Raw genomic sequence first — 15,589 nt, 5'->3', positions numbered from 1 at the left:
TTCTCTCACTATTTACCTTGCTCTATTGTGCCATGTTCCACATGAAACATCTTGCCATTTTCGTCAATCATGTCGGCAACTTGGCTTTGAGTAATAGAGCTTACAAAAACTTGAGCCTGGGTCTGTTTTAAGTAATCCGCTAAGCGTTTACGACGCAGGCTATCTAATTCTGAAGCAAAGTCGTCTATCAAATAGATACATTGCTTGCCGGTCAACTCAGCGAGGTGCTGCCCTTGCGCAAGACGCAACGCACACATCATCAGTTTTAGCTGACCGCGAGACAACACATCCTCTACAGGGGTGTTGTTCACTTTAATTCTTAAATCGGCTTTGTTCGGGCCACTAAAGGTGTATCCCAAACCTTGGTCACGCTCAAAGTTACGCTTAAGGAGCTCGCCATATGGCGTGTCTTTTTCCCAGCCACGGTAATAGCCAAGTTTGATCTCAAACTCCGGCAGAAAAGACTGACACATTTCTTCAGCCAAGGTTTTCATCTGCTCAACGTAAGTGCGGCGCCAACCATCGATTTGCTCTGCAAGCTGAGCTAAATCTTTATCCCAATAGCTCAGCTCTCGGTAACTGGTCGCCGTCTTAAGTAGCGCGTTACGCTGTTTACTGAGACGCTTAAAGCGCCCCCAGGCTTCAAAAAAACCAGGCTCAGAGTGGAACACACCCCAATCGATAAACGCACGGCGAAACTTAGGCCCATCAGTGAGCAGTTCAAAACCCTCAGGATGGATAAGTTGCAGTGGTAACACTTTGGCAAGCTGAGCCAACTTTTGCCCAGACTGACCGCCTATTTTAACCTCAGTTGAGCCATCACGCTGCTTATTAATGCCAATGGGTATCTCAAATTGATCCGAGTTCAAAAAACGGCCGTGTACAAACAGTTCCTGGCAGTCATTTTGTATCACTCGACCAGTGAGCGAACTCTTAAATGAGCGGCCATGGCCAAGCAAATAGATAGCCTCCAGCAAACTGGTTTTGCCACTGCCGTTAGGTCCAATAATAAAGTTAAAGCCTGTGGATAGTTCGATATCACAGGCTTTAATATTACGAAATTGCTGTACGATTAAGCGCGTAAGCGGCATTACGTTATGCCTGACTTAGAGACGAATTGGCATCACCACATACATGGCACTGTCATCTTCGCTATTTTCAATCAACGCACTGGCATTAGCGTTCGACATGGAGAGACGAACCTTCTCACAACGCAGGGTATTGAGCACATCCAGCACATACGACACGTTGAAACCGATCTCCAGAGCATCGCCTGTAAAGTCGACATCCAACATTTCTTCGGCTTCTTCTTGCTCTGGGTTATTGGCGGTAATGCGCATCTCACTCGCATCGAGATTGACTCGCACACCACGAAACTTCTCATTCGACAAAATGGCCGCACGGGAGAATGCCTGACGCAGTTCATCACAGTTTGCTTCCAGCACTTTGTCGGTATTTTGAGGCAAAACACGGCGATAGTCAGGGAAGCGACCATCAACCAGCTTAGAAGTGAACACAAAATTATTCACTTCAGCACGAATATTGGAACTGCCAATTTGCAATGTGACCGGCTGCTCTGGTGCGTCCAGCAGCTTAGAAAGCTCCTGTACACCTTTTCGCGGTACAATAATCTGTTTGTTGTCAAAGCTGCCTTCCAGCGACACCATGGCAACCGCCATACGGTGACCATCGGTCGCCACTGAGCGCAGCGTGTTTTGGTCCAGGTCAAACAGCATGCCATTGAGATAGTAACGCACATCCTGATTAGCCATTGAGAACTGTGTTTTGTCGATCAGTGACTTCAGTTCAGCCTGCGTCACTGTGACCGCCACCTCTTGCTGCCAGTCTTCAATATTAGGAAAGTCACTCGCTGGAAGCGTCGACAGTGAGAAACGGCTGCGACCAGAGCGCACTTGTACGCGATCGCCTTCAAGTACAATCGTAATGCTGGAGTCGTCAGGTAGACCGCGGCAGATATCAAGGAATTTACGCGACGGCACCGTCACACTGCCCGCTTCAAATTCACTCTCGAGCGTCACTTTGCTCACCAACTCCACTTCTAAGTCAGTGGCAGTCAGAGAAAGTACCCCTTCCTCAACTTTTAGCAGCAAATTGCCCAAAATAGGTAATGTAGGCCTACCACCCAGCGCACCAGATACTTGCTGTAGCGGCTTCAATAGGTGATGACGTTCGATAGTAAATTTCATAGATAACTCTTCGTAAAGATGGCAATCCATGCCACTTATATTCGAAATACAATAACTTGAATGCTAATTATAGTGATTATGCCACTATTATGAAGAAAGCGTGCGAATTAAGTTCGAATAGTCTTCTTTTATATCATGACTTTCTTCGCGTAGCTGAGCAATCTTGCGGCACGCATGCAGAACCGTAGTGTGGTCACGACCACCAAAAGCATCGCCAATCTCAGGTAAACTGTGGTTGGTCAACTCTTTCGCCAATGCCATCGCTAGCTGGCGAGGACGAGCCACCGAACGAGAACGACGTTTTGACAATAAGTCAGCCACTTTGATCTTGTAGTATTCCGCAACGGTCTTCTGGATATTATCGATCGTGACCAGTTTTTCCTGCAAAGCCAGCAGATCACGCAACGCTTCACGGACAAAGTCGATGGTAATCGGACGTCCGGTGAAATTCGCATTGGCGATAACACGGTTTAACGCTCCTTCCAGCTCACGCACATTCGAACGCAGTCGTTTTGCGATAAAGAATGCCACTTCGTCGGCCAGATGAATCTGGTGATCCTCTGCCTTTTTCATCAAGATGGCGACACGCGTCTCCAGCTCTGGTGGCTCGATTGCGACCGTCAAACCCCAACCAAAACGGGATTTCAGACGATCTTCCACGCCGTTGATCTCTTTTGGATAACGATCCGAGGTCAGAATAATTTGCTGGTTACCTTCTAATAGTGCATTAAAGGTATGGAAAAACTCTTCCTGCGAGCGCTCTTTGTTGGCGAAGAACTGAATATCATCGATAAGCAGCGCGTCGACACTGCGATAGTAGCGCTTAAACTCTTCAATCGCATTGTTTTGTAGTGCCTTAACCATATCTTGAACAAAACGCTCAGAGTGCATATACACCACTTTTGCGTTGGGTTTGTTGTCGACAATGGCGTTGCCTACTGCGTGCAAAAGGTGAGTTTTACCCAAACCAGTCCCGCCGTACAGGAACAGCGGGTTATAGGCCGCACCTGGGTTATCCGCTACCTGACGAGCCGCCGCGAGACCAAGCTGGTTTGATTTACCTTCAACAAAATTATTGAATTTATGCTTGATGTTCACGTTTGAGCGGTGATTGATATCAGAGACTTCTGCTTCATCATCCCAGGTTTTATGCACAGGCTGACGCGCTTGCAGCTGAGCTGGCGCAGACGATTCAGCCGCCACATCGGCTGCAGTTTTTACTGGCTTGGGAGCTGGAGGGGCAGAGACAGGCTTGCTGCCCACTTCAAAGCGGAGATTGGGCACGTCATTACCACAGTATTCTTTCAACAATCGATTAATACTGTTGAGGTAACGGTCACGGACCCAGTCCAAGACAAAGCGGTTTGGCGCAAATAGAGTCAGGGTGTTGTCATTTAGTTCAGCTTGTAGCGGTCTGACCCACATACTGAATTCGGTAGCGGGTAGCTCTTCTTGTAGTCGTTGCGAACATTGCAACCAAAGCGAAGATGACACGGTGCTCTCACTCTATTTATTTGAAATGGAAAAGATTGGTAATTTTACCTGTTGATAACCAAGATCGCCAGTAAATGATCGGTGATCCAGTGAATAAGATCTAAGTTATTCACAATTTTTTCGGTTAAATCGGCTTGATCCGCACAATTTGCCCTGAATTTACTCACAAACAGATACACAAAGCACAGATCTACCCACAAAACGGTCAACTTGATCTAACCTGTGTATAGATCCGTGACCAAGCTGTCATCGGTTTGGATCTAACGAGAATAGCAAGTGTCGAAAAAGCGTTCACTCAACCCCGAGTTTGTTATGGTTAATAACAACTAGTTATTTAACTTATCGACATGTTTGCCAGTAACATCCCACTCCACAAACCCAAGGAGTAGTAAAATGAAAAACTGGATTAAAGGCCTTCTAACCGCTTTAGCGCTTTCTGCAACCGTATCTCAAGCAGCATATGCTGCCACCGCACAAGAAGTGAAAGTCGGCATGTCTGGTCGCTACTTTCCATTCACGTTTGTAAAGCAAGACAAACTGCAAGGCTTTGAAGTCGACCTGTGGGACGAAATTGGTCGCCGCAATGACTACAAAGTTGAATATGTCACCGCGAACTTCTCTGGTCTGTTTGGTCTGTTGGAAACAGGACGTATTGATACGATCTCCAACCAAATCACCATGACCACTGAGCGTAAGGCAAAATACCTATTTGCTGACCCATATGTAATTGATGGTGCACAGATCACTGTTCGTAAAGGTAATGACAGCATTCAGGGTATCGATGACCTGGCTGGTAAGACCGTCGCCGTCAACCTAGGCTCTAACTTCGAGCAACTGCTGCGTAGCTACGACAAGGACGGCAAAATCACTATCAAAACCTACGACACAGGTATTGAACATGATGTCGCTCTTGGCCGCGCTGATGCATTTGTTATGGACCGCCTGTCTGCACTTGAGCTGATCAAAAAGACGGGTCTGCCTTTGCAACTGGCAGGTCAGCCATTTGAAACCATTGAAAATGCCTGGCCATTTGTGAACAACGAAAAAGGTCAGAAGTTGCAACAAGAAGTAAACGCAGCACTGGCAGATATGCGTGCAGATGGTACGCTAGCGACAATCTCTGAGAAGTGGTTTGGCGCAGACATCACTAAAAAGTAAGTGATCACTATTATTACGCCCACTACGCTAGGTAGTGGGCGTTTGTTTTTCTAGAAGTTTGGTAACGTTATGGGATTTGATTTTCAATACATGCTGGAACTGATGCCAATACTATTAAAGTATCTTGGCACCACGATGGAAATGGCAGTATGGGGACTGTTATTTTCACTGATCCTTGCGGTCGTCTTGGCGAATATTCGTGTTTTCAAGATCCCAGTACTTGATCAGCTTAGTCAGCTTTACATCAGTTTTTTCCGCGGCACGCCGCTGTTGGTACAGCTGTTCTTACTTTACTACGGTCTACCACAAATTTTCCCATGGATGGTAGGTCTCAATGCGTTCAGCGCCGCGGTTATTGGCTTGACCCTACACTTTGCCGCTTACATGGCAGAAAGCATTCGCGCCGCCATCATCGGTATCGATCGCAGCCAGATGGAAGCGAGTTTATCGGTCGGAATGACCACCAGCCAAGCAATGCGCCGGATTATTTTGCCTCAGGCAACCCGTGTCGCCCTGCCGTCTTTGATGAACTATTTCATCGACATGATCAAATCGACCTCATTGGCATTCACATTAGGCGTAGCTGAGATCATGGCCAAGGCGCAAATGGAAGCATCATCCAGTTTTCGCTTCTTTGAAGCCTTCTTAGCGGTAGCTCTGATTTATTGGGGTGTTGTGTTAGTGCTTACTCGCGTGCAATTGTGGGCTGAGCAAAGATTGAATAAGGCGTATCAACGATGATTAAACTGGAAAATATCCACAAACAGTTTGGCGATACAGAGGTGCTTAAAGGTATCGATATCGATATCAAGCAAGGGGAAATCATCGTGATTATCGGCTCGAGTGGTACCGGGAAATCAACGCTGCTGCGCTGCGTGAATTTTCTCGAGCAAGCCGATAAAGGCAAGATCACCGTGGATGACGTGGCGGTAGACTGTCAGAACCACAGCAAAGCGGAAGTACTAGCACTGCGCCGAAAAACAGGCTTTGTATTTCAGAACTACGCACTATTTGCTCATATGACTGCGCGTCAGAACATTGCCGAAGGCCTGATTACCGTAAAAGGCTGGAAAAAAGACCAGGCGCTTGAAAAAGCACAGCAAATTCTCGATGACATCGGTCTAGGAGATAAAGGGGATCAATACCCTGCTTCCCTCTCCGGTGGTCAACAACAACGTGTGGGTATTGGTAGAGCCATGGCGCTACAACCTGAGCTGTTGTTATTCGATGAACCAACTTCAGCACTCGATCCTGAGTGGGTTGGTGAAGTACTTAACCTTATGAAAAAACTCGCAACTCAGCATCAAACCATGCTGGTTGTAACCCATGAAATGCAGTTTGCTAAAGAGGTCGCAGATAGAGTGATCTTTATGGCTAACGGTCATATCGTGGAACAAGGGACGCCAGAGCAGATATTCAATGATCCACAGGATATCCAACTTAGAAAATTTCTAAATCAGGTAGGGATCTAATAATGATCCTTGCGCTCTGGCTCACAAAAAGTATAATTCGCCGGCTGGAATTGAAGTTGAACTGATTATTGACTCTTGACGAGTCAGTGATTACAATTCCGCCTCTTTGTTGAGAGGCGTCGGATTTCCTCTCTATCTCTATATAGAGAAAGAAGACGGGAAATATGTCCCACGCCGGGTTCAACGAGAACCTAAAACTACTGATCAGTAAAGGTAATAACCATGTCTAAACGCACTTTTCAACCTTCAGTTCTAAAGCGCAAGCGTACTCACGGTTTCCGTGCTCGCATGGCGACTAAGAACGGTCGTAAAGTAATTAACGCACGTCGTGCTAAAGGCCGTGCTCGCCTTTCAAAATAATCTTCTATTTTGAAAAAGCATGCCTTTATTCGGGAGTTACGCTTGTTAACTCCCGAGCATTACCAAAACGTATTTAAGCAAGCTCATCGAGCTGGCTCCCCCCATTTCACCATCATTGCTCGCAAGAACACACTATCACACCCTCGTCTTGGCCTAGCGGTTCCTAAAAAGCAGATTAAAACAGCTGTTGCCAGAAACCACTTTAAGCGTTTGGTTCGTGAAAGTTTTCGTAACAAACAACATGAGCTTCCAAGCAAAGATTTTGTTGTAATTGCCAAGAAGAGTGCGCAAACTCTAAGCAATGAAGAAATGTTCAAACTTCTAGATAAGTTATGGCATCGCCTGTCTCGCCCTTCGCGTGGTTAGCTATCGGACTCGTCTACCTCTATCGGTGGATAATCAGTCCTCTTATCGGACCTCGCTGTCGGTTCACCCCAACCTGTTCTCTTTACGCTATAGAAGCCTTGAAAGCTCACGGTTTTGTAAAAGGATGTTGGTTATCAGGCAAACGTCTATTAAAATGCCATCCTTTGAATGAAGGGGGATTTGACCCCGTACCACCAGTCCAAAAACAAGACAGAGATAAATAACGATGGATTCTCAACGTAATATTCTGTTAATCGGTTTGGCTTTGGTTTCTTTTTTGCTGTTTCAACAATGGCAATCGTATAAGAACCCAGCACCCGTTCCGACTCAGCAGACGCAAAGCAGTACTCTACCTGCGCCATCTTTCGCTGATGAACTAGATCCTGCACCAGGCCAAGGCCAGGCAGCATCAGAAAAAGTCATTACAGTGAAAACTGACGTACTAACGCTCGGTATCAATACCGTTGGCGGTGATGTAGTAACAGCAAACCTAAACGAGTACGCAACTGAGTTAGAATCTAGCGACCCGTTTGAGCTACTGAAAGACAGTCAAGGTCATCAGTTTATCGCACAAAGTGGCCTGGTTGGCCCTCAGGGCATCGATCTGAGCAGCACAAGTCGCCCAGCATACTCTGTATCGGCTGAGAGCTTCACTCTTGCTGACGGTCAGGACGAACTTCGTGTGCCAATGATCTTTGAAGCCAACGGCATCACTTACACTAAGACCTTTATTCTAAAACGTGGCAACTACGCGATTGATGTTGAATACGATGTAAACAACAACTCTGGCCAGAATGCGACGTTTGGTATGTATGCTCACCTTCGTCAAAACCTACAGGACAAAGGCGGTAGCATCACAATGCCAACTTACAATGGCGGTGCTTACTCAACTCAAGACACTCGCTATAAAAAGTACAGCTTCGAAGACATGCAGGATCGCAACCTGTCTCTTAACCTGACTGACGGTCAGGGCTGGGCAGCAATGATTCAGCACTACTTCGCTGCGGCATGGATCCCTCGTGAAGCACCAGGCACGAACCTTTACACTCGCGTGATTGGTAACCTGGGCGATATCGGTGTTCGCATGCCGAACACAACAATTGCCGACGGTCAAACCGCGACACTGAAAGCCACTCTTTGGGCCGGTCCAAAACTGCAAAACGAAATGGCCGAAGTCGCACCTAACCTAGACCTAGTTGTAGACTACGGCTGGTTATGGTTTATCGCGAAACCACTTCACACGCTACTGTCGTTCATCCAAGGTATTGTGGTGAACTGGGGTCTGGCCATCATCTGTCTGACCTTCCTGGTGCGTGGTGCGATGTACCCACTAACTAAAGCACAGTACACCTCAATGGCGAAAATGCGCATGCTACAGCCTAAGCTGCAAGCAATGCGTGAGCGTATCGGTGATGACCGCCAGCGCATGAGCCAGGAAATGATGGAACTGTACAAGAAAGAGAAAGTGAACCCACTGGGTGGCTGTCTGCCAATCTTGCTACAGATGCCTATCTTCATCGCACTGTACTGGGCACTGATGGAGTCGGTTGAGCTACGTCATTCACCATTTTTCGGCTGGATTCACGATTTATCGGCTCAGGACCCATACTACATCCTACCGCTATTGATGGGTGCAAGTATGTTCCTGATCCAGAAGATGAGCCCAACAACGGTAACGGATCCAATGCAGCAGAAGATCATGACCTTTATGCCGGTTATGTTTACTTTCTTCTTCCTATGGTTCCCATCAGGTCTGGTTCTATACTGGTTGGTATCGAACATCGTGACACTTATCCAGCAAACGCTTATCTATAAAGCGCTGGAAAAGAAAGGACTGCATTCTAAGTAGTCTCAACTGAGTAAATAGAATAAAAGGCGGCCTAAATGGTCGCCTTTTTCATTCACCATGATTACAATTTGGCTAAAGTACTGCGATTAGGCAACACAATGACTACAGATACGATTGTGGCTCAGGCTACAGCCCCAGGCCGAGGCGGCGTGGGTATTATCCGCGTTTCAGGACCTCTGGCTTCAGAAGTCGCACTGCAAGTGACGGGGAAAACATTAAAGCCACGTTATGCGGACTATCTTGCGTTTAAAGCACAGGATGGCAGCGAGCTGGATCAAGGCATTGCACTCTACTTCCCAAATCCACACTCCTTTACCGGCGAAGATGTACTGGAGCTTCAGGGCCATGGTGGTCCTGTCGTGATGGATATGCTAATTAAGCGCATCTTAACCATTCCTGGTGTACGCCCCGCAAGGCCAGGGGAATTTAGTGAGCGTGCGTTCCTGAACGATAAAATGGACCTGACTCAGGCTGAAGCCATTGCCGACCTGATCGATGCCAGTTCAGAAGAAGCGGCAAAATCAGCACTTCAATCCCTGCAGGGTCAGTTCTCAAAGCGTATTCAGGTGCTGGTGGAGTCATTAATACACCTGCGGATCTACGTTGAAGCTGCCATTGACTTCCCGGAAGAAGAAATCGACTTTCTTGCCGATGGCAAAGTCGCGGGTGATCTTCAGCAAATCATCGACAACCTGGACTCAGTCCGTAAAGAAGCCAACCAGGGTGCTATCATGCGTGAAGGCATGAAGGTGGTCATTGCCGGACGCCCTAATGCCGGTAAATCGAGCCTGCTCAATGCGCTGTCAGGCAAAGAATCGGCTATCGTCACCGATATTGCGGGGACCACACGTGATGTTCTGCGTGAGCACATCCATATTGATGGTATGCCACTGCACATCATTGATACCGCTGGCCTGCGTGATGCTTCTGACGAAGTGGAGCGCATTGGTATTGAGCGCGCCTGGGAAGAGATTGAGCAAGCAGACCGCGTCTTGTTTATGGTCGATGGCACCACCACTGACGCCACCGATCCTAAAGATATTTGGCCAGACTTTATTGATCGCCTGCCTCCGTCAATCGGCATCACAGTGATCCGCAATAAAGTTGACGAAACGGGTGAATCTCTGGGGATCTGTCATGTGAATGATCCGACATTGATTCGTCTGTCGGCACGCACGGGTGAAGGCGTCCCTGCTTTACGAGAACACCTTAAGGCCATTATGGGCTTTTCCGGCGCTAATGAGGGCGGCTTTATGGCCAGGCGTCGTCATCTGGATGCACTGGAGCGAGCAGCCGAACATCTTGATATTGGCCAGCAACAACTGGAAGGCTATATGGCAGGCGAAATCCTGGCAGAGGAACTGCGCATCACCCAGCAGCATCTGAACGAAATTACCGGTGAGTTCAGTTCTGACGATCTGCTTGGCCGAATCTTCTCTTCTTTCTGTATTGGTAAATAAGGAATATTAATGATTCACATTATTACGGGGAGTACCTTAGGTGGTGCGGAGTATGTGGGTGATCACCTTAGTGACTTGCTGGTAGAGCAAGGACTGGATACCACGATTCACAATCAGCCAGAACTGTCTGAAGTCGGTACCGATGGCATTTGGCTCCTGATCACCTCGACACACGGTGCGGGCGATTACCCAGATAACATTCAGCCATTTATTGCCGCTTTACAGAACACGCCGCCGCGTATGTCTGATGTAAAGTTTGCCGTTATTGGCATCGGAGACTCAAGTTACGACACCTTTTGCGCCGCAGGTAAACATGCGCACGCACTCCTGGAAGATATAGGCGCCACCCCACTGACCGACTGTCTGGAAATTGACGTCCTCAACGACCCGGTACCTGAAGATGCCGCTGAAAGCTGGCTCAATGAGCACATCGCTAAGTTTCAGTGAAATCCCCCTTACCATCAAAGCGGCATTCGCCGCTTTTTTTACGCCTGTGAGTAACTTCTAATAGCACAAACCGAGCAACTGAACATAAAATAACCACCTAGACTGTGGATAAAAGATGATCTTTCCGGTGAAAAACCTATATTTATCCAAAGAACAAGTTTGCGTCCACCCCAGCCCTGTGCATAAGTAGCCATTTTGATCCCAGATAATACAGCACTAGATCAACACTAGATCACAACAAACGATCTAAATAAGATCCATGGATTTGTTGATCATTTTCGACTTATCCACAGAGATCGTGGATCCTAATAATAGATCTAATAAAAGATCATATATATAGATCTTATCTTTATATTACTTATTTCTTAGATCCAAAAAGTGTGAAAACAGATTTTCTCACCCTAAGAAAAGCGGTAGAATACGTCTCCTTTTTGGTTTGTCTAATTTGTCGATTGAATACTGAGGTCGGTTCATGCTTTATCACGAAACATTTGATGTCATCGTAGTGGGTGGCGGACATGCAGGAACGGAAGCCGCACTCGCATCTGCTCGTACCGGGCAAAAAACACTACTGTTGACCCACAATATTGATACTCTGGGTCAGATGTCTTGTAACCCAGCCATTGGCGGTATTGGTAAAGGGCATCTGGTAAAAGAAGTGGATGCGATGGGTGGTCTGATGGCTGAAGCCATTGATCATGCCGGTATTCAATTTCGCACACTGAATGCTTCTAAAGGTCCTGCGGTACGAGCAACACGCGCACAAGCAGATCGTGCTCTGTACAAAGCGTATGTGCGTCACGCTCTGGAAAACACACCAAACCTGACGCTATTTCAGCAATCGGTCGATGATCTGATCGTTGAACAGGATCAGGTGCGTGGTGTTGTGACGGAAATGGGATTGAAGTTCCGTTCACGATCAGTTGTATTGACGGTTGGAACCTTCCTGGGTGGTAAGATCCACATTGGAATGGAAAGTTCTTCTGGTGGTCGAATGGGGGATCAACCTTCAATTGCTCTGGCTGCGCGTTTACGTGAATTGCCGTTCCGCGTTGATCGTCTGAAAACCGGCACACCACCGCGTATTGATGCCCGCAGTGTCGATTTTTCGGTACTGGAAGTGCAGCACGGTGATAACCCTACTCCTGTTTTTTCTTTCATGGGTAATCGTAGTCAGCACCCGACTCAGATTCCGTGCTTCATTACCCACACGAATGAATCTACGCATGAAGTTATTCGCAACAACCTCGATCGTAGCCCAATGTATGCCGGGGTTATCGAAGGCATCGGCCCGCGCTATTGTCCGTCGATTGAAGACAAGGTGATGCGTTTTGCCGATAAAAACAGTCACCAGATTTTTATCGAGCCTGAAGGGCTGACCACTCATGAATTATACCCAAATGGCATTTCCACCAGCTTGCCGTTTGATGTACAGGTCCAAATTGTTCGCTCAATGAAAGGCTTTGAGAATGCACATATTGTGCGTCCAGGCTATGCGATTGAGTATGATTTCTTCGATCCGCGTGATTTGAAGCAAACTTATGAAACGAAGTTTATCTCAGGTTTGTTCTTTGCGGGACAAATCAACGGCACAACCGGTTACGAAGAAGCGGCCGCCCAGGGTTTAATGGCTGGCCTGAATGCAAGCTTGTACTCTCAGGGTAAGGAAGGTTGGAGCCCACGTCGTGATCAGGCGTACATGGGTGTATTGATCGATGATCTTTCTACCATGGGGACAAAAGAACCTTACCGCATGTTCACTTCTCGTGCTGAATATCGACTATTGCTGCGTGAAGACAACGCCGATATTCGTCTGACCGAAAAAGCGCATGAGCTAGGTTTGATTAGCGAGCAGCGTTGGAGCCGCTTCAACGAGAAAATGAATAATATGGCCAACGAGCGCCAGCGTTTGAAAGAAACCTGGATTAACCCTAAGTCTGAAGGCGTCGATGCACTGAATGCCTTGCTGAAAACACCGATTTCACGCGAAGCCAGCGGTGAAGATCTGTTGCGTCGTCCGGAATTGAATTATGCACAGTTGACCTCACTGGAGGCCTTTTCACCCGCTCTGGAGGATCAACAGGCCAGTGAGCAGGTAGAGATCCAGGTGAAATACGAAGGCTATATCCAACGTCAACAAGATGAGATCACCAAGTCACTACGACATGAAAACACTAAGATCCCAGCCGATCTTGATTACAGTGACGTGCAGGGGTTGTCTAATGAAGTGGTGGCGAAACTGAGTGAGGCGAAGCCTGAAAGCATTGGTATTGCTTCTCGTATTTCCGGTATTACCCCAGCAGCCATATCTATCTTGTTGGTATATCTGAAGAAAAAAGGAATGCTGAAGAAAGGTGAAGCAGCGTGAGCAATAACTTAAGAGCAAAACTGGATCAACTGCTATCAGAGACCTCATTAGAGGTCTCCGACGTTCAAAGACAACAGCTGGTTGGTTATGTTCAACTTCTCGACAAGTGGAACAAAGCGTATAACCTGACCTCTGTGCGCCGACCTGAAGATATGTTGGTGAAACATATTCTGGATAGTATTGTTGTTAGTAGCCACCTGGAAGGTGAACGTTTTATTGATGTTGGTACCGGACCGGGGCTTCCGGGCATTCCGCTGGCTATCATGAATCCCGCGTATTCATTTACGCTGCTCGACAGCCTTGGCAAGCGAATTCGTTTCATTAAGCAAGTCGCCCATGAACTTAAACTGGAAAATGTCACACCAGTCCAATCTCGCGTCGAAGAATTTGACCCCGAAGGTGGCTTTGATGGAGTATTGAGTCGGGCTTTTGCGTCCATGACCGATATGGTCAACTGGTGCGAGCATTTACCAAAAGCGGAAAGTGGTCGCTTTTACGCATTAAAGGGTCAGCTTCATGATCAGGAAGTCTCAGAATTGCCAGCGTGGTGTTCTGTGATCGATATCAAACCTTTGCAAGTTCCTGAGTTGGAAGGTGACCGTCATCTTGTAATCTTATCCAAGAAGGGATAATGGAGAGGTTGTCGTGGGAAAAATTGTCGCTATTGCGAACCAGAAAGGTGGCGTTGGAAAAACAACAACGTGTGTAAATTTGGCGGCATCGATGGCTGCCACCAAACGTAAAGTCTTGGTGATAGATCTCGATCCGCAGGGTAATGCGACGATGGCCAGTGGCGTCGATAAGTATCAAGTAGAAACAACTGCTTACGATTTGCTGGTTGATGAGCTTCCTTTTGAACAGGTAGTTTGTGACAACACCTCTGGTCAGTTTGACTTGATTGCCGCGAACGGTGACGTTACCGCTGCAGAGATCAAACTGATGGAAGTGTTTGCTCGAGAAGTGCGCCTGAAACACGCACTTGCGCCAATCCGCGATAACTATGATTTCATCTTTATCGATTGTCCTCCCTCTTTGAACCTACTTACAATTAACGCAATGGCTGCTGCTGACTCCGTGTTGGTGCCGATGCAATGTGAATATTTTGCTCTTGAGGGACTGACTGCATTGATGGATACCATCAGCAAGCTGGCCGCGGTAGTTAATGAAAACTTGAAGATTGAAGGGTTACTTCGAACCATGTATGACCCTCGAAATCGACTCGCGAACGAAGTGTCTGAACAGTTGAAGAAGCACTTTGGCGATAAGGTTTACCGAACCGTTATCCCTAGGAATGTACGCCTCGCAGAAGCGCCAAGTCATGGCAAACCCGCGATGTATTACGATAAGTATTCAGCGGGTGCTAAAGCTTATCTTGCTCTGGCGGGTGAGATGTTACGACGCGAAGAAGTATTGGCTTAACGCTCTTAAGGAAAATCGATTCAATGTCCAAACGTGGTTTAGGAAAGGGGCTAGACGCGCTGCTGTCTACTAGCTCAATCGCAAGAGAAAAACAGCAGGTAGCCACTCAAAGTCAAACGATGTCTGCTGACGGAGATTTGGCAGAACTCTCAATCAATAGCCTGCGTCCAGGTATTTATCAACCTCGCAAAGATATGGCGTCAGAGGCGTTAGAGGAACTGGCTGCGTCCATTCAGTCGCAAGGCATTATTCAGCCTATCGTGGTACGAAGCGTGGGCCATGAGCAATATGAAATCATTGCAGGTGAGCGACGTTGGCGTGCCGCCAGACAAGCGGGCCTGAAAATGGTGCCGTGTCTGGTGAAAAATGTTCAGGATCGCGCTGCGGTAGCGATGGCGTTGATTGAAAACATCCAACGTGAAGATCTCAATGCCATTGAAGAAGCTCAGGCTTTAGAGCGACTGCAGGATGAGTTTGAACTGACTCACCAACAAGTGGCTGATGTCATTGGTAAGTCGCGTACAGCTGTCAGTAACTTGCTGCGTCTCAACCAGTTGGAGACGCCGGTCAAGAAACTGGTTGAGGATAAACTCCTTGATATGGGCCATGCTCGCGCTTTATTGGCTCTCGAAGGCGACGTTCAGTGTGAGTTAGCTGCAACGGTTGCTAAGAAACAACTGACGGTGCGCCAGACGGAAGATCTGGTGAAAAAGTGCTTAAAACCGAACTCTTCAGAGAAAAAACAGTCAGAAGACCGTGATGCAAAAGAAATTTCGTTGCGTTTAAGTGAAAAATTGGGGGCAAAAGTGTCTCTGGTTCGAAATGCAAGTGGAAAATCTAAAGTTACGATAAGTCTTGATGAACCTCACAAATTGGAGCAACTTATTGCCAAGCTTGAGAGCTAAATGAGATAATTGATGTAGGTCAATTATTTATAAATTGAAATTTTGTGCGAAAGTTATGGTTTTGTGAATAAAATAGCACCTTTT

General features: G+C 47.2%; 16 protein-coding genes. 13 read left to right on the top strand and 3 right to left on the bottom strand.

Annotated features, from left to right (window positions below):
* Window positions 1–8 precede the first annotated feature (8 nt).
* From recF to dnaA, 3 genes are all read right to left on the bottom strand, one after another.
* Window positions 9–1,091: a DNA replication/repair protein RecF gene (gene recF, locus C4S60_RS17855; protein WP_103881715.1), complete on the bottom strand. Its 1,083-nt coding sequence runs from the start codon at window positions 1,089–1,091 to the stop codon at window positions 9–11.
* A 15-nt stretch (window positions 1,092–1,106) separates the two neighbouring features.
* Complete coding sequence (gene dnaN / locus C4S60_RS17850; protein WP_103881714.1) at window positions 1,107–2,207, bottom strand: DNA polymerase III subunit beta; 1,101 nt, start codon at window positions 2,205–2,207, stop codon at window positions 1,107–1,109.
* An 87-nt stretch (window positions 2,208–2,294) separates the two neighbouring features.
* A complete protein-coding gene (gene dnaA, locus C4S60_RS17845; protein WP_038224178.1) occupies window positions 2,295–3,701 on the bottom strand; it encodes a chromosomal replication initiator protein DnaA in 1,407 nt (468 codons plus the stop codon).
* A gap of 393 nt (window positions 3,702–4,094) precedes the next feature.
* Here dnaA and C4S60_RS17840 point away from each other — a divergent pair, with 393 nt between their 5' ends.
* From C4S60_RS17840 to C4S60_RS17780, 13 genes are all read left to right on the top strand, one after another.
* Window positions 4,095–4,859, top strand: coding sequence for an amino acid ABC transporter substrate-binding protein (locus C4S60_RS17840; RefSeq protein ID WP_103881713.1), 765 nt, complete (start codon window positions 4,095–4,097; stop codon window positions 4,857–4,859).
* Window positions 4,860–4,928: 69 nt separating this feature from the next.
* On the top strand, window positions 4,929–5,600 hold the full coding sequence (locus tag C4S60_RS17835) for an amino acid ABC transporter permease (protein WP_103881712.1): 672 nt from the start codon (window positions 4,929–4,931) through the stop codon (window positions 5,598–5,600).
* Complete coding sequence (locus C4S60_RS17830; RefSeq protein WP_103881711.1) at window positions 5,597–6,331, top strand: amino acid ABC transporter ATP-binding protein; 735 nt, start codon at window positions 5,597–5,599, stop codon at window positions 6,329–6,331. The genes C4S60_RS17835 and C4S60_RS17830 overlap by 4 nt, the downstream gene beginning before the upstream one ends.
* Window positions 6,332–6,553: 222 nt before the next feature.
* Complete coding sequence (rpmH, locus tag C4S60_RS17825) at window positions 6,554–6,691, top strand: 50S ribosomal protein L34 (RefSeq protein ID WP_004400210.1); 138 nt, start codon at window positions 6,554–6,556, stop codon at window positions 6,689–6,691.
* 9 nt (window positions 6,692–6,700) lie between these two features.
* Window positions 6,701–7,057 (top strand): ribonuclease P protein component, encoded by a 357-nt coding sequence (rnpA, locus tag C4S60_RS17820; RefSeq protein WP_103881710.1) that lies wholly within the window; start codon window positions 6,701–6,703, stop codon window positions 7,055–7,057.
* Window positions 7,024–7,281: a membrane protein insertion efficiency factor YidD gene (gene yidD / locus C4S60_RS17815; RefSeq protein ID WP_081836355.1), complete on the top strand. Its 258-nt coding sequence runs from the start codon at window positions 7,024–7,026 to the stop codon at window positions 7,279–7,281. Before rnpA ends, yidD begins: the two co-directional genes overlap by 34 nt.
* A gap of 2 nt (window positions 7,282–7,283) precedes the next feature.
* Complete coding sequence (gene yidC, locus C4S60_RS17810; RefSeq protein ID WP_103881709.1) at window positions 7,284–8,906, top strand: membrane protein insertase YidC; 1,623 nt, start codon at window positions 7,284–7,286, stop codon at window positions 8,904–8,906.
* 98 nt (window positions 8,907–9,004) lie between these two features.
* Complete coding sequence (mnmE, locus tag C4S60_RS17805; protein ID WP_103881738.1) at window positions 9,005–10,366, top strand: tRNA uridine-5-carboxymethylaminomethyl(34) synthesis GTPase MnmE; 1,362 nt, start codon at window positions 9,005–9,007, stop codon at window positions 10,364–10,366.
* A gap of 9 nt (window positions 10,367–10,375) precedes the next feature.
* Window positions 10,376–10,813 (top strand): FMN-binding protein MioC, encoded by a 438-nt coding sequence (gene mioC / locus C4S60_RS17800; protein WP_103881708.1) that lies wholly within the window; start codon window positions 10,376–10,378, stop codon window positions 10,811–10,813.
* Window positions 10,814–11,285: 472 nt separating this feature from the next.
* Window positions 11,286–13,181 (top strand): tRNA uridine-5-carboxymethylaminomethyl(34) synthesis enzyme MnmG, encoded by a 1,896-nt coding sequence (gene mnmG / locus C4S60_RS17795; RefSeq protein WP_103881707.1) that lies wholly within the window; start codon window positions 11,286–11,288, stop codon window positions 13,179–13,181.
* Window positions 13,178–13,813: a 16S rRNA (guanine(527)-N(7))-methyltransferase RsmG gene (gene rsmG / locus C4S60_RS17790; RefSeq protein WP_103881706.1), complete on the top strand. Its 636-nt coding sequence runs from the start codon at window positions 13,178–13,180 to the stop codon at window positions 13,811–13,813. The genes mnmG and rsmG overlap by 4 nt, the downstream gene beginning before the upstream one ends.
* 13 nt (window positions 13,814–13,826) lie before the next feature.
* Window positions 13,827–14,600 (top strand): ParA family protein, encoded by a 774-nt coding sequence (locus C4S60_RS17785; RefSeq protein WP_103881705.1) that lies wholly within the window; start codon window positions 13,827–13,829, stop codon window positions 14,598–14,600.
* 23 nt (window positions 14,601–14,623) lie between these two features.
* A complete protein-coding gene (locus C4S60_RS17780; RefSeq protein WP_103881704.1) occupies window positions 14,624–15,505 on the top strand; it encodes a ParB/RepB/Spo0J family partition protein in 882 nt (293 codons plus the stop codon).
* Window positions 15,506–15,589: the final 84 nt, after the last annotated feature.

The organism is Vibrio hangzhouensis, from assembly GCF_900107935.1.
GTDB classification, from domain to species: Bacteria; Pseudomonadota; Gammaproteobacteria; order Enterobacterales; family Vibrionaceae; genus Vibrio; species Vibrio hangzhouensis.
Note: the sequence above shows the minus strand (reverse complement) of the source record. Positions and strands in the feature narration are given on the sequence as shown.